Annotated in this window: 11 protein-coding genes and 1 tRNA gene; 6 read left to right on the top strand and 6 right to left on the bottom strand. The window is 69.8% G+C overall.

All coding sequences use genetic code 11. From position 1 onward, the window contains the following. Positions 1-8 precede the first annotated feature (8 nt). The 3 genes from otsB to ACQEU1_RS24595 all read right to left on the bottom strand — a co-directional run bounded on the left by otsB (position 9) and on the right by ACQEU1_RS24595 (position 5,516). The gene (gene otsB, locus ACQEU1_RS24605; RefSeq protein WP_433206069.1) at positions 9-2,540 is read right to left on the bottom strand and encodes a trehalose-phosphatase; all 2,532 of its coding nucleotides are present in this window, start codon (positions 2,538-2,540) and stop codon (positions 9-11) included. A gap of 45 nt (positions 2,541-2,585) precedes the next feature. Further along, the gene (locus ACQEU1_RS24600) at positions 2,586-4,019 is read right to left on the bottom strand and encodes an alpha,alpha-trehalose-phosphate synthase (UDP-forming) (protein ID WP_433211722.1); all 1,434 of its coding nucleotides are present in this window, start codon (positions 4,017-4,019) and stop codon (positions 2,586-2,588) included. A 69-nt stretch (positions 4,020-4,088) separates the two neighbouring features. Further along, positions 4,089-5,516, bottom strand: a complete 1,428-nt coding sequence (locus ACQEU1_RS24595) for a threonine/serine ThrE exporter family protein (protein ID WP_433206066.1) — start codon at positions 5,514-5,516, stop codon at positions 4,089-4,091. 175 nt (positions 5,517-5,691) lie between these two features. Here ACQEU1_RS24595 and ACQEU1_RS24590 point away from each other — a divergent pair. Together ACQEU1_RS24590 and mgrA are read left to right on the top strand one after the other, a co-directional pair. After that, positions 5,692-5,764 (top strand) — tRNA-Thr (locus ACQEU1_RS24590). A gap of 489 nt (positions 5,765-6,253) precedes the next feature. Then, positions 6,254-7,282 carry an L-glyceraldehyde 3-phosphate reductase gene (mgrA, locus tag ACQEU1_RS24585; RefSeq protein WP_433206063.1) on the top strand — a complete coding sequence of 343 codons (1,029 nt, stop codon included), beginning with the start codon at positions 6,254-6,256 and terminating at the stop codon, positions 7,280-7,282. Between the two features lie 533 nt (positions 7,283-7,815). On the opposite strand, the gene ACQEU1_RS24580 is transcribed toward mgrA, so the two are convergent. Together ACQEU1_RS24580 and ACQEU1_RS24575 are read right to left on the bottom strand one after the other, a co-directional pair. Continuing rightward, positions 7,816-9,237: a sensor histidine kinase gene (locus ACQEU1_RS24580; RefSeq protein ID WP_433206060.1), complete on the bottom strand. Its 1,422-nt coding sequence runs from the start codon at positions 9,235-9,237 to the stop codon at positions 7,816-7,818. Positions 9,238-9,244: 7 nt separating this feature from the next. Next, positions 9,245-9,961 (bottom strand): response regulator transcription factor, encoded by a 717-nt coding sequence (locus ACQEU1_RS24575; RefSeq protein ID WP_109631358.1) that lies wholly within the window; start codon positions 9,959-9,961, stop codon positions 9,245-9,247. 117 nt (positions 9,962-10,078) lie between these two features. On the opposite strand from ACQEU1_RS24575, the gene ACQEU1_RS24570 reads away from it, so the two are divergent. Genes ACQEU1_RS24570 through ACQEU1_RS24560 form a run of 3 tightly spaced genes read left to right on the top strand, consistent with a single transcriptional unit; the run spans position 10,079 to position 12,692 of the window. Then, on the top strand, positions 10,079-11,437 hold the full coding sequence (locus tag ACQEU1_RS24570) for a ferredoxin reductase family protein (protein WP_433206057.1): 1,359 nt from the start codon (positions 10,079-10,081) through the stop codon (positions 11,435-11,437). A 14-nt stretch (positions 11,438-11,451) separates the two neighbouring features. After that, positions 11,452-11,949 carry an FMN-binding protein gene (locus ACQEU1_RS24565; RefSeq protein ID WP_433206054.1) on the top strand — a complete coding sequence of 166 codons (498 nt, stop codon included), beginning with the start codon at positions 11,452-11,454 and terminating at the stop codon, positions 11,947-11,949. A 2-nt stretch (positions 11,950-11,951) separates the two neighbouring features. Further along, the gene (locus ACQEU1_RS24560; RefSeq protein ID WP_433206051.1) at positions 11,952-12,692 is read left to right on the top strand and encodes an FAD:protein FMN transferase; all 741 of its coding nucleotides are present in this window, start codon (positions 11,952-11,954) and stop codon (positions 12,690-12,692) included. 301 nt (positions 12,693-12,993) lie between these two features. Here the strand turns inward: ACQEU1_RS24560 and ACQEU1_RS24555 are convergent, their stop codons facing one another. Next, positions 12,994-14,028, bottom strand: coding sequence for an ADP-ribosylglycohydrolase family protein (locus tag ACQEU1_RS24555; protein WP_433206048.1), 1,035 nt, complete (start codon positions 14,026-14,028; stop codon positions 12,994-12,996). 101 nt (positions 14,029-14,129) lie between these two features. Between ACQEU1_RS24555 and ACQEU1_RS24550 the strand changes: the two genes are divergently transcribed. Beyond that, positions 14,130-16,895 carry a BTAD domain-containing putative transcriptional regulator gene (locus ACQEU1_RS24550; protein WP_433206045.1) on the top strand — a complete coding sequence of 922 codons (2,766 nt, stop codon included), beginning with the start codon at positions 14,130-14,132 and terminating at the stop codon, positions 16,893-16,895. Positions 16,896-16,977 lie beyond the last annotated feature (82 nt).

Genomic DNA, 16,977 nt, shown 5'->3' with positions numbered 1-16,977 from the left:
CGAACGTCCTACTGCGAGAGCAGCTGGGCGCAGCGGATCAGGCCCAGGTGCGAGTACGCCTGCGGGTGGTTGCCCAGCGAGCGCTCGGCCACCGGGTCGTACTCCTCCGGCAGCAGGCCGGTCGGGCCCGCCGCCGCCACGATCTGGCCGAACAGCTCCTCGGCCTCGGTGCGACGACCGGTCAGCAGGTACGACTCGATCATCCACGCCGCGCAGAGGTGGAAGCCGCCCTCGTCGCCCGGCAGGCCGTCGTCGCGGTGGTAGCGGTAGACGGTGGAACCGGACCGCAGCTCCGCCTCGATGGCGGTGACGGTGGACTGGAAGCGCTCGTCGGTCGGGTCGATCAGGCCCGACAGACCGACGAACAGGGACGCGGCGTCGAGGTCGTCGCCGTCGTAGGCCGTGGTGAAGGACTGGACCTCGTCGTTCCAGCCGTTCTTCAGCACGTCGGTGGCGATCGTGTCGCGCAGCGGCACCCACGACGGGTCCAAAGACCGGCCGAACTGCTCGCCGAGCTTGATCGCGCGGTCGATGGTCAGCCAGCACATGACCTTCGAGTACACGTGGTGGCGCGGCGCGTGCCGTTCCTCCCAGATGCCGTGGTCGGGCTCGTGCCAGCGCCGCGAGACGGCCTCGGCCATGGCCTGGACCATCGTCCAGTCCGCGTCCGACAACGCACCCCGTGCCGTGGCCAGCTGCACCACCAGATCCACGACGGGACCGAAGACGTCGAGCTGCACCTGCTGGTTCGCGAGGTTGCCCACGCGGACCGGGCGGGAACCCGCGTAGCCGGGCAGCGACTCGATCACGGCCTCGGCGCCCAGCTGGGTGCCGTGCAACGTGTACAGCGGGTGCAGGCGCTCCGGGCCGGGGATGGTCTCCAGGACGCCGTGCAGCCACGCCAGGAAGCCGTCCGCCTCGGCGAACGAGCCCACCGACACCAGGGCGGCGGCGGTCATGGCGCCGTCGCGGAGCCAGCAGTAGCGGTAGTCCCAGTTGCGGACGCCGCCGAGCTCTTCCGGCAACGACGTCGTGGCCGCGGCCATGATCGAGCCGGAGTCCTTGTGCACCAGGCCGCGCAACGTCAGCGCCGACCGCAGCACCAGGTCCGTCTGCACCTTCGGCAGGTGCAGGCCCGCTGCCCAGTCCGACCAGTAGCCGGCCGCGCGGTCACGGCGGACCGACTCCGGCGACGCGTGCTCGGACAGGTCGTCGGTGCCGCACCGGAGTTCCAGCAGCACCGGCGCGCCCTCGCGCGGCCGCACGACGGCGCGGGCCGTCTCCTGCATGCCGTCCGAGGTGATCTCCCAGTCGACACCGGGGGACCGCAGCACCATCGGGTCGGACGTGCCGACCACGCGCAGGCCATCGCGCTCGCGCAGCAGCCGCACGGGCACCTGGCCGAACTCCGGCCGCGGCGCGAACGTGATCACCGCGTTGGTCGAGCCCGAGATGCGGCGCACCAGGTCGGTGCGGTGCGACGCGAGGTCGTGCTCCAGGTAGTCGGTCACGAGCAACCGCGACCAGCGGGTCTCCACGATCATCGTGCCCGGCAGGTAGCGCTGGCCCAGCGGCAGCGAGCCGTGTTCGGGCTTGATCGAGAAGTGGCCTGCCGCAGGGCCACCCAGGAGGTCCGCGAAGATCGCCGCGGAGTCCGGTTCGGGGTGGCACAGCCAGTTGACCTTGGCGTCCGGGGTCACCAACGCCACCGAACGCTCGTTCGCGAGCATCGTCAGGCGTTCGATCGGGACGGCCTGGTCGCCGTGCAGCCACGCCCGGCGCTCCTCCAGCAGGAACGCGAGCACGGTCGCCACGTCGGCAGGATCGGACACGTAGTGCTCGGCCAGCGACTCGCCAGCACCCACGCGGATGCCCAGGTCAGGACCGGAGAGGCGGGCGAACGCCTTCTCGTCCGTCACGTCGTCGCCCAGGAAGATCGCCGCGGTGGCGCCGACCTGGTGGCGCAGGATGTCCAGGGCGTGGCCCTTGTTGGTCTCGACCACGGCCAGTTCGATGACGGCCTTGCCCTCGGTGACCTGCACACCGTCCCAGGTGCACGGGCCGGAGCGGACGGCGGACAGCACCGCCTCGCCGATCTCCGGGGTGGCCGCGCGACGCACGTGCACGGCGATCGAGGCGGGCTTGACCTCCAGCTGGACGCCGTCCTGACCTTCGGCGATCTGCTCCAGCTCGGATTCGAGGCGGCGCAGCAACGCCTTGGCGTCCGCGTTGAGCGCGTGCACGAAGCCGACGTCGAACTCGGAGCCGTGCGACCCGACGAGGTGGACCTCGCCGGGCAGCCGGGACAGGGTGGCCAGGTCGCGCAGCGCGCGTCCCGAGATCACCGCGGATGTGGTCTCGTGCAGCGAAGCCAGCGAGCGGAGCGCGTTCACCGATTCCGGCAGCGGACGGGCCTGCTCGGGGTCGGCGACGATCGGCGCGAGTGTGCCGTCGTAGTCGCTCGCGACCAGAAGTCGTGGGGTGCGCGCGAGCTGGACGATCGCTCTGCGCAGTTCGGCGGGGAGGGCCTCGGCGGTCAACGCCCCTCCTGGAGCAGTCGAAGGGTCAGGTGGATCTGAAAGGATTCAGACCGAGGTCTGCGTGCCCAACGCCTCCAGGAAGGACCTTGCCCAGCGATCAACGTCGTGGGTGAGGACCTGACGGCGCAGCGCGCGCATCCTACGGCGGCCTTCGGCGGGATCGATGTCGAGGGCGGCCTGCAGAGCGTTCTTGACACCGTCCAGATCATGGGGGTTCACCAGGAACGCGCTGGTCAGTTCTGCGGCAGCGCCGGCGAACTCGCTGAGCACCAGAGCTCCACCAAGATCATATCGGCAGGCCACGTACTCCTTGCACACGAGGTTCATTCCGTCCCGAACGGGCGTGACGACCATGACGTCCGCCGCGCTCATGAACGCGACGAGCTCCTCGCGGTTCACCGACTGGTGCAGGTAGTGGACGACGGGTTTGCCGACCCGGCCGAACTCGCCGTTGATCCGGCCGACGGACTGCTCGATGTCCTTGCGCATCGTCACGTAGTGGTCGACGCGCTCCCGGCTGGGGGTGGCGAGCTGCACCATCGCGACGTCCTCCGGGTCCACGCGCCCGTCCGCGATCAGCTCGTAGAGAGCCTTGATCCGGACGTCGATGCCCTTCGTGTAGTCGAGACGGTCCACGCCGAGCAGGATGCGCTTCGGGTTGCCGAGGTCCGCTCGAATCTGCTTCGCGCGGGCCTGCGTCTCCTTGCGCCTCGCCACCGCGTCGAGGCCCGCGCTGTCGATCGAGATGGGGAACGCGCCGACCCGCACCGTGCGGTCACCGACCTGCACGACACCTGGCCGGGTCCTGACACCCACGGTGCCGCGCGAGGGCTCCAGGCCCACGAGCCGGCGGGCCAGCCAGAGGAAGTTCTGCGCGCCGCCGGGGCGGTGGAAGCCCACCAGGTCGGCGCCGAGCAGGCCGCGGATGATCTCCGTGCGCCACGGCAGCTGCATGAACAGCTCGACCGGCGGGAACGGGATGTGCAGGAAGAAGCCGATCTTGAGGTCGGGTCGCTGCTCGCGCAGCATCGCCGGCACCAGCTGCAGCTGGTAGTCCTGCACCCACACCGTGGCGCCCTGCGCGGCCACCTTCGCCGTCGCGTCGGCGAACCGCTGGTTGACCTTCACGTACGAGTTCCACCAGTGCCGGTGGAACGCCGGCTGCGCCACGACGTCGTGGTAGAGCGGCCAGAGCGTGCCGTTCGAGAAGCCCTCGTAGTAGTCCTCGACCTCCTTGGCCGAGAGCTCCACGGGGTGCAGCAGCAGGCCGTCGTCCTCGAACGGCGACACCACCGTGTCCGCGACGCCCGGCCAGCCGACCCAGGCGCCGCTGTGTGAGCGGAGGAACGGCTCGAGCGCGCTCACCAGCCCTCCAGGGCTGTGCTTCCACCGCTCGGTCCCGTCAGGGAGCCGCTCCAGGTCGACCGGCAGCCGGTTGGCCACGACTACGAACTCTGCCCCGTTCTCGCCAATGTCCATGCTCACGCGAAAGACGCTAGCCGGTGTGCGTGTCCTCGGCGTGTCGTGTAACCCCCGTCACAGCGAGTTTCACTCCAAACGACGCTTGCTGGGTTTGAGCGGCCCGGACAGGCGCGGACCTGCGAACTTCCGCTCCAGCCGACCCAGTCCGGTGCGCACCGGCTGGGCCAGGTACTCGCCGAAAACGACACCTCCGGCCAGAGCGAGAGCAATGCCACTCGCGAACACCAGCGTGCTCAGACCGGCCGTGTCGCCCTCCGCGGTGAGCTGGAACAGGCCCCGGTACGTCGTCCAGCCGGGCAGCAGCGGGACCACGCCCGCCTGCACGACGACGAGCGTCGGGATGCGCAGCCGGCGGGTCATCGTCGCGCCGCCGAACCCGGTGATCGCGGCGGCCACGGCAGAGGCCAGCAGCGCGTCCAGCCCGAGGCTCGTCATCAGGCCGTACGAGGCGGTGCCGATCGCACCGGAGATGGCGGCGGCGACGAGCGCGCGGGGCCGGGCGTAACAGGCGAGCGCGAAGAACGCACTCGTCGCCGCGCCGGCCGCGAACTGCATGGGCACCGCGGAGATCAACGCGGGCAGCGGTTCGCTGAGCTTGATCTCCAGTCCGAAGTGGACGGCCGCGCGGATCGACAGCGCGACACCGGCGATGAGCCCGGCGCTGAGCAGCACGGTCTCCACGGTGCGGCCGGCGGCGGTGACGTTGTAACCGGAGATCGCGTCCTGCACGGTGCTGACCAGCGCGAGTCCCGACAGCAGCACGACGATCCCGACCGCGACCAGCAGGCTCGGCCGGACCGGCAGCAGCCCCGTCGAGAAGATGGCGAGCGCCGCACTCGTGCCGAGCGCGCCGCCGACGAGCTGCTGGAAGAAGAACGGCAGGTTGCGCCGGTTGAGCAGCCGTCCGACCCGGTCGACCACGGCGGAGATGATGGCGGCGGTCAACGCGAGCACCACACCACCACCGACGAGGAACGCGACGGCGGCAGCCATGCCACCCCATGCGGCCGTGGCGACCCAACGCGGATATGGATGCGCCGCGTTGGTGATGTCCTCTAGCCGTGCGTGAGCCTCTTCGACAGGCGGAAGATTGCGCACCAGCTGCTCGACGTCCGCGAGCCGCGTGTAGTCGAGTCCGCGCTGCCGGACGACGCGAATGGACGTGATGGGCAGCGCTTCCGTGCCGCGATGACACGACACGCTGATAGAGGTGTAGATCACGTCGACTTCCGTGTGCGGAAGTCCATAGCTCTCGGTGACCGAGAGAATCGTCGCTGTCACATCGGCCGCACCCGCTCCACTGGCCATTTGGACCTCACCGATCTTCAGGGCGAGATCGAGTACCAGGTGAACCGTGGTGTCATCGGGCAGAGCAGGGCCGTGCAGGCTGTTCGTGGAAATCTCGTGCACCTCCGTCGTGTGATCGTGACGGGCACTTCGACTGTTGCTGTGTCGTCTGCCACCTCCGATCGGGCGACCCGAAATGGAGGACATGATCACTGTCCGTTGGTTACCCTCCTGACCTGGTCAAGGTGGTCACCCCGACGCATTGATCCACTCAGTTGGTTGGTCCGACTCCGGTCGGAGCAATCCGATCACACTGAGAGCAGACCGTTCGCCGCAGGTAGCACCCGCAACGGGCGCTTACGATGTTCGCGAACACGAGCCGGCCGGCGTAGCTCAATTGGCAGAGCACTCGCCTTGTAAGCGAAAGGTTAGGGGTTCGATTCCCCTCGCCGGCTCTTTTAAGGCGCCCTGACCAGCCATGACGGTTGGCCGGGGCGCCTTCTTGCTTCCTGGGGTCCGGCGCCGTTCAGTTCGCATGGGCGAAGTGGACGTCCTTCGCGCTGGTCGGCTGAGGCTTGGGCATCGCCGCGAAGTTCGTTCGTTGTTCTCACCGATGCAGTTTCCGGCACTATCCGCACCGCTGCATGTGCGTTCCGTAGTCATCGGTTCAGGAGAACTCGGGAACGACTCGAATTGCGGTCGAAGAGGCGCCCGCAGGAATGAGCAAGCCTCATGTGCGGACCGCCGATGCGGCGGCGTGGCAGTGGCCGAACTCACGTGCCGGCGGGTCGGCGATCGGCCGCGGCCGACCGGCCTCGGCCGAACGAGTGGCCGTGCGACCGGGCCCTCTGCTTTTTGAGGAACATCAACACCGGTCGTTGCCTCGCGGTCCTGGCGCGCGGGCGAACCACAACTGTCTCGTTAGGACGTGACATCGTGGGCACATGTCCTACCTCGCGGATAGCGCGCGCTACGACCAGATGACCTACCGGCGGACGGGACGCAGCGGCCTCAAGCTGCCCGCCATCTCGCTCGGTCTGTGGCACAACTTCGGCGGCGACCGGCCGTACGAGTCGGGTCGCGGAATCGCACGGCGGGCGTTCGACCTCGGCGTCACGCACTTCGACCTCGCCAACAACTACGGTCCGCCCTACGGCTCGGCGGAGATCACGTTCGGGCAGATCCTGAAGGACGATCTCAGGCCGTACCGCGACGAGCTGGTGATCTCCACGAAGGCGGGCTACGACATGTGGCCCGGCCCGTACGGGGAGTGGGGCAGCCGCAAGTACCTGCTCTCGTCGCTCGACCAGTCGCTCACGCGCATGGGCCTCGACTACGTCGACATCTTCTACTCCCACCGGTTCGACCCCGAGACGCCGCTCGAGGAGACCATGGGCGCGCTCGTGTCCGCGGTGCAGCAGGGCAAGGCGCTCTACGTCGGCATCTCGTCGTACTCGCCGGCGAAGACCCGCGAGGCGGCGGAACTGCTGCGGTCCGCCGGTGTGCCGCTGCTGATCCACCAGCCGTCGTACTCGATGCTGAACCGCTGGATCGAGCCGGAACTCCTGGACACGCTGGAAGAGGTGGGCGCGGGCTGCATCGCGTTCTCGCCGCTCGCGCAGGGCATGCTGACCGACCGGTACCTCGACGGCGTGCCGGAGGGGTCGCGGGCGTCGCAGGGCAAGTCGCTGTCGACGGACCTGCTGACCGAGGAGAACCTCGGCCGCATCCGGGCGCTGAACGAGATCGCGAAGTCGCGCGGGCAGTCGCTGGCGCAGCTCGCGCTGAGCTGGACGATCAGGGACCCGCGGGTGACGTCGGCGTTGATCGGCGCCTCGTCGGTGGGGCAGCTGGAGCAGAACCTGGCGGCGTTGCAGGCACCGCCGCTGACCGACGACGAGCTGGCGGAGATCGACAAGTACGCCGTCGAGTCGGGGATCGACCTGTGGGCGACGAGCTCGCAGGCGGAGTGAGGCTGGGCTGAACCGGGCCGGGGTGGGTGGTCTGCTCGCCCCGGCAGCGCGTGCCTGGGAGGTGGGGGCGGCTCGGCCTGGCAACGCGCGCCTGGAAGGTGGGGCGGTTTGGCTTGGCAACGCGTGTCGGGGAGGTGGGGCGGTTCGTCCTGGCAGCGCGTGTCGGATGGTGAGCGGTTCGTTCGGCCGGCGCGTCAGGCCGTGTGTGAGCGGTCCGTTCGGTCGGGGTGCTCGTGCTGGGGTGTGAGCGGTCCATTCAGCCCGCACCGATCCCGTGTGGCGGGCCGGTCTGCTCGGCTGGGCGACTCGTGCCGAGACGTGAGCGGTCCATTCAGCCCGCACCGATCCGGTGTGGCGGGCCGGTCTGCTCGGCTGGGCGACTCGTGCCGAGACGTGAGCGGTCCGTTCGGTGCGGCAACTCGTGCCGAGACGTGAGCGGTCCGTTCGGCCGGGCCACCCTGCCTGGCGTGAGCGGTCCAATCAGCCCGGCCACCACTGCCGCGGGCTGAGCGGTCCGCTCACCCCACGGCCGCCTACCCCGCGTGCCTCGGCAGGCGGATCGTGAACACCGTCGACCCCGGCCTGCTGGCCAGCTCGATCGTGCCTCCATGCGCCTCCACCAGCGACTGGACCACCGCCAGCCCCAGCCCGCTGCCCCCTCGCTGCCGGGTCCGCGAGTCGTCCACCCGGTAGAACCTGTCGAAGATCCGCGCCTGGTCCGCCTCCGGGATGCCCGGGCCCGTGTCGCTCACCCTGATCACCGCCCAGCCGTTCTCCGCCGTCACCTTCACCGTCACGGCGGTGCCGGCGGGCGTGTGAACGGCCGCGTTGGTCAGCAGGTTGTCGAGCACCTGCCGCAGCCTCGTCGGGTCGGCCGTCATGCGCACGGTGTCGGCGTCCAGGACCAGCGGGTGTGTCGTGCGGGCCGCGTGGAACGCGTCGGCGGCGGCCTCGGCTACTACCGACAGGTCCATCTCCTCCGGGCGCAGCGGTGGTTCGGACTCGGCGGAGTCCAGGCGGGCCAGCAGCAGGAGGTCGTCCAGCAGCACGCTCATGCGGGACGCCTCGGATCGCAGCTTCTCCAGGTGCTTCTCGCGTTCGCCCGGTTCGTTGGCCGCCGCGTACTTGAAGAGGTCGGCGTAGCCGCGCAACGAGGTCAAAGGCGTGCGCAACTCGTGTGAGGCGTCGGCGATGAAGCGGCGGAGGCGTTGTTCTGCTGCCGTGCGGGCTGCCAAGGAAGAGTCGATGTGCGCGAGCATCTTGTTGAACGCCTCGCGCAGCTCCTCCACCTCCACGCCGCCGCCGCGGCCGTCCACGCGCACGGCCAGGTCGCCCGAGTCGGTGAGGTCGTGCGACGAGATGTCGTGCGCGGTGTCGGCCATGTCGGACAGCGGCTGCATGCCCTTGCGGATCAACGCCTGCCCGCCCACCACCAACGCGACGAGGGCGGCCAGGAACGCGATCACGCCTACCGTGATGAGCTGCGAGATCGTGCCGTCGCGGTCGTGCATCGGGGCCGCGCTGACCACGATCCACTCGTCCTTGATCACCTGGCAGGCGCGCAGCCGGAACTTGCCCTCGTCGCGCAGGTACTCGGTCTCGAACTTGTCGGCGGTGAGCGCCTGCCGGGCGAGCGAGTCGAAGTCCCCGCGCTCGTTCTCCGGCGGTAGCTGGTCGCCCGGCACCGGGGTCAGCTGGTCGCCGTCGATCCGGTAGACCACGGCGAACCAGTCGGGCGGGATCTTGGTGATCTTGCCGGAGTACTCCAGCTCCTTGACCGAGCCCTGCTGGCTGATGATCATCTGGTCGTCCAGGCGGCGGTCGAGGAAGTCCTTCATCGACGTGACCATGACCCAGCCGACGATCACGAACACCGTCAGCGCCAGCGCGCCGAGGCCCAGGGCGAGGCGGGTGCCGAGCCGCCAGTCGCGGACGGGCTTCAACCGGAACTTCATCGCGGGCTCACTCCGCTGCTCGGCGGAGCACGTACCCCACGCCGCGCACGGTGTGGATCAACGGCTCGCGGCCGTCGTCGAGCTTGCGGCGCAGGTGCGAGATCACGAGCTCGACGACGTTCGAACGGCCGCCGAAGTCGTACTCCCACACGTGGTCGAGGATCTGCGCCTTGGTCAGCACGGCCGGGGAACGCCGCATCAGGTACCGCAGCAGCTCGTACTCGGTCGGCGTCAGCGTCACGAGCTTGCCGCCGCGCCGCACCTCGCGGGTGTCCTCGTCCATCACCAGGTCGGACACCTTCAGCACCGACCGCTTCCACGACGGACCGGTCGAGCGGCGCAGCACGGCACGAAGACGCGCCATCAGCTCCTCGACCGAAAAAGGTTTCACGAGGTAGTCGTCGCCGCCCCGAGTGAGTCCGGCGACCCGGTCCGCGGTGCCGTCACGGGCCGTCAGGAAGACCACGGGGACCATCGCGCCTGCCGCCCGCATTCGATCGAGAACGGTGAATCCGTCCAGGTCAGGCAGCATGAGGTCGAGCACGACGATGTCCGGTTGGAACTCGGCCGCCTCTCTCAACGCGTCCTCGCCGTTGAGCGCCGTCGCGGCCTGCCAGCCCTCGTACCGGGCGACCGTCGCGACCAGGTCAGCGATGTGCGGCTCGTCATCTACGACGAGCAATCGAACCGAGTTCCCCTTGTCCACGTGCTCATGGTGCGTCACCCCGTGGCTCTCCCGCTCGATCGACAGGAACTCGACAGCGCGGGCATAGGGGAGCCACAGCTCGAACGCCAAGGATCGAGATCGACCGCCAGAGACCGCCTGACCGAGGAGCCCGCCGTGACGACCACCCTGCAGCACACCGTGCGACCGGCTCCGGCCGGCCGTGCGACGCCGCACAAGGTGCTGGCCAAAGCCGGCCTGTACGTGTTGCTCCTCGCCAACGCGGCCTTCGTGACGTACCTGTTCAACGCGGCAGGCGTCGGGTCCAACAAGCTGATCAACTTCGGCAGGCTCGCCGGCCTCTACGGGGCGCTCGCGATGGCGTTCCAGCTGCTCCTGGTGGCGCGGCTGCCGTGGCTCGACCGGCGGCTCGGCATGGACAAGCTCACCGGCTGGCACCGCTGGGTCGGCTTCTCGATCTTCTGGCTGCTGATCGGTCACCTGGTCTTCATCGCGTTCGGCAACGCCGGTGACGAGGGCCCGATCGCCGAGATCGTCCGGCAGGCGACCGAGCTCGAAGGCATCCTCCGCGCGCTGGTGGCGTGGGCGATCATCATGACCGTCGGCATCGTCTCGGCCCGGTTCGCCCGCCGCAAGCTCGCCTACGAGACCTGGCACTTCATCCACCTGTACACGTACGTGGCGATCTTCCTGGCGTTCTCGCACCAGGTCGCGGTGGGCAGCACGTTCCGCAAGTCGGCGCTCGCGACCGGCTACTGGTGGGGCTTGTGGGCGTTCGCGCTCGGGTCCGTCCTCATCGGACGCGTGGTGCTGCCGCTCTACCGCAACTGGAAGCACCAGTTCCGGGTCGCGGCCGTCGTGCCGGAGGCGCCGAACGTCGTGTCGGTCTACATCGAGGGCAAGGACCTCGACCAGCTCGGCGCGAAGGCCGGCCAGTTCTTCCTGTGGCGCTTCGTGACCAAGGACCGCTGGTGGCAGGCCAACCCGTTCTCGCTGTCCGCTGCGCCGAACGGCAAGTACCTGCGCCTCACCGCGAAGGCCCTGGGCACCGGCAGCGCGGACATCCGCAACATCAAGGTCGGCACCCGCGTGTTCGCCGAGGGTCCGTACGGCGCCTTCACGACCATGCACCAGACCAAGCCCAACGCGCTGCTCGTCGCGGGTGGTGTCGGCGTCACGCCGGTGCGCGCGCTGCTGGAGGAGATCCGCGGCCACGTCGTGGTGCTCTACCGGGTCAGCGACCCGCGCGAGGCCGTGCTGCTGCGCGAGCTCGAAGGCCTCGCGAGGGCCAAGGGCGCGGTGCTGCGCCTGGTCACCGGGTCGTCGAAGACCATCACCGCCAACGGCCCGTTGCTCGGCCCGGAGAACATCATCGCGCTGGTGCCGGACGTGCAGGACCGCGACGTGTTCATCTGCGGCCCCGGCGGCATGACCGGTGCGGTGATCAAGAGCCTGGACGAGCTGGGCGTGCCCGCAAACCAGATCCACGCCGAGCGCTTCGCGCTGGCCAACTGAAGGGGTTCGACGACGTGAAGTGGGCAATTCCCGTAGCGGTGCTCAGCGTGGCCGGTCTCGTTCCGGTCTGGCTCTACTCGCCCGGCGCGGCGCACGAGGGTGAGATCAACGAGGTCGCGGCCCCGCCCGCGCAGGAACAGCAGCAGACCGTTCCACCGACGACGACCACCGCTCCCAGGACCACCGGGTCCGCACCGAAGACGACCGGGTCCGCGCCGCAGACCCAGCAGCAGCAAACCCAGCAACAGCAGCAGAACCGCACCGTGGCCGGGCCTGCCGTGAACACCTCGGAAGGCACCGTGCAGGTGCAGGTGACGTTGCAGGGCAAGAAGATCGTGGACGTGAAGGCGTTGCGGGCCCCCAACTCCGACCCGACCAGGATGGCGCTGCCCCTGCTCAAGCAGTCGGCGCTGAAGGCCCAGAGCGCGGACATCGACACGGTCTCCGGCGCGACCGCGACCTCCGAGGGCTACAAGCAGTCGCTGCAGGCCGCCCTCGACGGGGCGAAGTAGCCGTGTCCGTGCGGCGCGTCGAGCACATCATGGGCCTGCCGATCTCGGTGGACCTGCGTGACGGGGACGCCGCACTGGCCGAGGAGGCGTTCGCCTGGCTGCGGGCCGCGGACGCCCAGTTCTCGCCGTTCAAGCCGGACAGCGAGGTGTCCAGGCTGGACCGGGGTGAGCTCACCAGGGAAGAGCTCACCCCGGACCTGGTCGAGGTCCTCTCGCTGTGCGACTGGTACGAGCAGTCCACCGGTGGCGCCTTCACCGCACGGGTCCCCGGCCGCGGCCTCGACCCGTGCGCGGTCGTGAAGGGCTGGGCCGTGCAACGGGCGGCGGACATGCTGCGCGACGGCGGTGCCACCTCGTTCTGCGTGAACGCCGGCGGCGACGTGGTGGTCGCGGGCGAACCCGAACCCGGAAAGCCTTGGCGCGTCGGCGTTCGCCATCCCGACATCGCCGACCAGCTGAGCGTCGTGCTCGGCGTGCGGGACGGAGCCGTTGCCACGTCAGCGTTGTACGAACGCGGTCAGCACATCCTCGACGGCCGCACCGGCGAGCCCGTCACGGGGATTCTTTCGGTCACAGTTCTCTCCGACGACCTCGCGATCGCGGATACCACTGCCACAGCAGCGTTTGCGCTGGGCAGGGACGGGATCGAGTGGGCGGCGGAGCAGGAGGGCTGCGAGGTCTTCATCGTCGACGAAGATCGTCAGGTGTACTCGAGCCCTGGACTTCCCGTACACATCTGTTAACATGCCCGCCCAACGGAGCTTTGACTCCGGGGCACGTTTCTCGTTGATCAAGAGCTGGATCGGAACTCGCGCTCGGGGCGAGACCCGGCCTGCTGTTGACCAACTACTCGTGCGGAAGAGCCTGCTGCGGCGCGAATTCGGGAGCGCACCGCAAGCGGGCTCTTCCTGTGTTTGATGGCCGCTGCTCCGCAGACGGCGGCGAGTTCGTCGAGAAGCCGATCGTCCGCCCGACTCGCTCGCACCGAAATGGGCTTCGCCGATTTCGGCACGAGCGGGTGACCGGACGACCGGCACGAACTCGCTAGGCGTAGCGGTCCTCGTTGAAGTCCAGGTTCACCGCGGACATGCCGAGGTCGCGACCCATCGCGTCGAGCACGTCCACCATCTCCAAGCCCATCAGCCAGTCCCGCGGCAGCGCTTCGGTGCCGTGCAACGCGCCGAGCACGTTCCCGGTCAACGCCGCCGTGGCATCGCTGCCGCCGGAGTGGTTGGCCGCGGCCCGCATCGCGTCCACGAACTGCGACGGCTTCGGGTGCGTCAGCACGGTGTAGACCGCGATGGCCAGCGCCTCCGGCCCGGTCCACCCGCTTCCGAGCCGGTCGACGCGCACCGGCGCCGACCCGTCGTGCTCCTCCGCGAGCACCACGGCCCGGGTCAGCACCGTCGCCGTGTACGTGTCGTCGCGCAGCACTCGACCGATGACCTGGTCGATCGCCTCACGCAACGGACGGGCCTTCACGGCGAGCAGATGGATCAGCAACGCCAGCGCGCCACCGGACACCCAGCCACCCGTGCCGCCGTGCGTAAGAGCAGCAAACCGGCAGCCGAGGTCGTAGGCGATCGCGGCAGAAGGCGCGAAGCCGGCCGGGGCCGTGCGCGTGACGCCGTTGCAGCCGGACGACTCGTTGTGCGGGTTCTCCGGAGTGGACGGTGTCTCGGCGGCCAGCGCGCGCAGGCACGTCAGGCCAGGAGAACGGCTCTCGTACAGGCGCTCGTCGGCGAGCAGGCCGACGGAGCCGTGTTCGGGGGCCGGTTGCTGCTGGGTGACGAGCCACCTGCGGTAGCTGTGCCAGACCATCTGGGACGGTTCCCACTCGCCGGTCCGCTTGCCGCGCACCCAGGCGCGCAGGTAGCCGTCGGCGGTGAAGAGGGTCAGCTGGGTGTCGTCGGTGAACAGCGCGGGCTTGGGCGGGCCCAGCACGCCCTCTGGGCCGTGTTCGCGCTGGATGTCGGCCCAGCCGAGGTACTGCACGGGCGCTCCCAGCGCATCACCGAGAGCGCCGCCGAGGAGGCACCCGGCGCCGCGGTCCACCACGGAATTCCTGTCTCGCGGCACGTGTGAACAGTAGCGTCCCGCGAACTCGGGCCGAACTTGTATCTGAGACACGGGCTTGCGCACCTTCTGAAGTGACGAGGTCAGCGCACCTGAGGAGGGGCATGCGGAGCAAAACCGGACTCGAGTTCGGCGTGCTCGGTCCACTCCAGGTGCTCGCGGACGGACGGCTCGTGCAGCTCGGCCGCCGCGGCATGCGCGGACTGCTCGCCATGCTGGTCGTGGAGGCGAACCGACCCGTCTCGATCGACCAGATCGTCGACGCGCTGTGGACGGACACGCCTCCTGCCACCGCGCGGACGATCGTGCACGGCTACGTCTCGCGGCTGCGCAAGGTGCTGGAGGAGTCCGATCCCGCGGGCTCCGCGACGATCCGCACCACGCCGACGGGCTACCAGCTGACCGTCGATCCCTGGCGTCTCGACCTGCACCGCGCCCGGCAGCTCGTGGCGTCCTCCCGCGGCAAGCCCGCCGCCATCAGGGCGGGCTTGCTGCGCGAGGCGTTGGGTCTGTGGCGCGGACCGGTGCTCGCTGACGTACCGGGAGACCCGATGACCTCGGATCTCGAGGAGCTGCGGCTGTCGGCGCTGGAGGAGCGCATCGACGCCGAGCTCGAACTCGGCCGCCACCTGGAGCTGGTGGGCGAGCTGCGCGGCCTCTGCACCGAGTACCCGTACCGCGAACGCCTGGTCGCGCACAGCATGCGGGCGCTCTACAGGTCGGGCCAGCGCGCGGACGCCCTGGAGGCCTACCAGCGGTTCCAGCGCCGGGCCGTGGACGAGGTGGGCATCGACCCCGGTCCGCAGCTGCGGGCGTTGCACGAGCAGGTGCTGCGCGACGACCCGTCGTTGAGCGTGATCGGACCGGTCGAGTCGCGACCCGTCGCGCCGAGGGCGGGGATCGTGGCGCCCGCGCTGCTGCCGGCGTCCGCGTCGAGGCTGTTCGGCCGCGACGACGACCTGATGTGGCTCGACAACGTCGTGACGGCCAGGAACCTGCTGGCGACGACGGTGACCGTGCTGACCGGCCCGCCCGGCGTCGGCAAGAGCGCCCTCGCGATCACGTGGGGGCACGAGAACTCCGAGATGTTCCCGCACGGCGTGCTGTTCGCGGCGCTCGGCGACACCGAACCGGGCGAGGTGCTGACCCGGTTCCTGGTCGCGCTGGGCGTGCCGGCGGACGGCGTGCCGGTCGGCGTCGAGGACCGCGTCGGGCTCTACCGCTCGCTGCTCAACCGCCGCCGCGTGCTCGTCGTGCTGGACGACGCGACGGCGTTCGAGCAGGTCCAGCCGCTGCTGCCGCCGGGCTCTGGCTCGGTGGTGGTCGTGACGTCGCGCTCGCAGCTGGAACGCCTCGTCGTCACCAACAGCGCCCGCGTGCGCAAGCTCGGGCCGCTGGAGGACGAACCGGCCCGCGCGCTGGTCGACGACGTGCTGGGCAGGCCGTTGTCCGAGGAGGACCCGGTCGCGTCCAAGAAGCTCGCCGAGCTCTGCGGAGGACTGCCGCTCGCGTTGCGGGTGGCCGCGGCCAAGCTCGTGATCAGTCCCGAGTGGACGGTCGACGAACTGCTGGGCGAGCTGGCCGACGACGGGCAGCGGTTGCGCGGCCTCGACCTGCCGGAGGCCGGCGTCGGGGTGTCGCGGGCGCTCGACCTGTCGACCCGCGACCTGCCGGACGAGCTCGGCGAGGTCTTCCAGTCCGTCGGCATGGCGCCCGGCCGCTGGATGTCCTCGCACGCCGTCGCCGCGCTGACCCGCACGCAGGTCGAGGCGGCCCGATCCCGGCTCGCGCAGCTCGTCGGGGTGAACCTGCTGGTCGAACCGTGGCCGGACGGCTTCACGATGCACGAGCTGGTGCGCCTGTACGTGCGCGGCGCCGGCCGGCCGGACCTGGACTCGTTGCGGCGTCTGGTGAACTACTACCTCGTCGCCTGCGACCACGTCCGCCGCTTCCTCCGGCCGGCGCGGGACGGGCTGGACTTCGTGTTGCGGGACAACGGTTCCACCGCGCTGCCCGCGTTCGAGGACCCGGTCGACTGGTTCGACCAGGAGTGGCCCAACATCGTCGCGGTCGTGCACGCGTCCGCCGAACGCGGCCTGCACGACCAGGTGTGGCAGCTCGTACGGCTGTTGCACCACTACGCGACGGTGCGCGCGCTCACGGGGGAGTGGGTGGCGCTGGTCGGGTTCGGTCTGGCCGCGGCCGAGGTGACGGGGAGCCGCCTCGGCCAGGTCCTGATGCTGGACACGACCTACACGACGAACGCCCGGCTGGGACGGCCCGTGCTGCTGCCGGACGCCCGTCGTGCGCACCGGATCGCGGTCGAGCTCGGCGAACGCCAGTACCTCGTGCTGACCCTCGCCCAGCTCGCCGACGTGCTGTTCCGGCTGCAGCTGCACGACGAGGCGCTGCTGCACTTCTGGGAGTCCGTGCAGCTCGCGCAGCAGTCCGGCGACGTCGTCGGCGAGGCGCACGGGCTGAACAACGTCGCGCAGGTCGAGCAGGCCCGCGGGCACGTCGAGGTGGCGCTGCGGCACCAGGCCCACGCGGTCGAGGTGTACCGGCGCTCCGGCGACAACGTGGCGTTGATCCGCGGCCTCGCCAACCTGGCCGAGCTGCACCTCGAGGCCGGGGCGCTCGACCGGGCCGAGACGCTGGCCCGCCAGGTCGTCGACCAGGCCGCCGTCGCCGGGGTGACGTACCTGGAGGGGTTCGGGCGGCACGTGCTCGGCGGGGTGCTGCTCCAGCGGGCGGAACGGGTTGCTGCACAAGCGGAATTGACGGAGGCGCTGCGCCTCTACGCGCAGGTCAACTCGGCGCGCGCGGTCGAGGTGAGGGCCGCTTTGGACACTCTCTCGTCCGAGGTTTAGTCAGCGTTTAGTCGTCTGGTCCCAAAGCATGGGATGTTGGACGAGCAGGTTGCCGAGTGGGGGATTACCGAGGGGGTAAGGC

The organism is Lentzea sp. CA-135723, from assembly GCF_050936595.1.
Taxonomy (GTDB): domain Bacteria; phylum Actinomycetota; class Actinomycetes; order Mycobacteriales; family Pseudonocardiaceae; genus Lentzea.
This window is presented reverse-complemented; position numbering and strand designations above follow the sequence as displayed.

Coding starts and splice junctions, on each gene's coding strand:
- ACQEU1_RS24580 (WP_433206060.1), bottom strand. CDS start 9,237: ATGAAGTTCCGGTTGAAGCCCGTCCGCGACTGGCGGCTCGGCACCCGC.
- ACQEU1_RS24595 (WP_433206066.1), bottom strand. CDS start 5,516: ATGTCCTCCATTTCGGGTCGCCCGATCGGAGGTGGCAGACGACACAGC.
- ACQEU1_RS24600 (WP_433211722.1), bottom strand. CDS start 4,019: ATGGACATTGGCGAGAACGGGGCAGAGTTCGTAGTCGTGGCCAACCGG.
- ACQEU1_RS24550 (WP_433206045.1), top strand. CDS start 14,130: ATGCGGAGCAAAACCGGACTCGAGTTCGGCGTGCTCGGTCCACTCCAG.
- mgrA (WP_433206063.1), top strand. CDS start 6,254: ATGTCCTACCTCGCGGATAGCGCGCGCTACGACCAGATGACCTACCGG.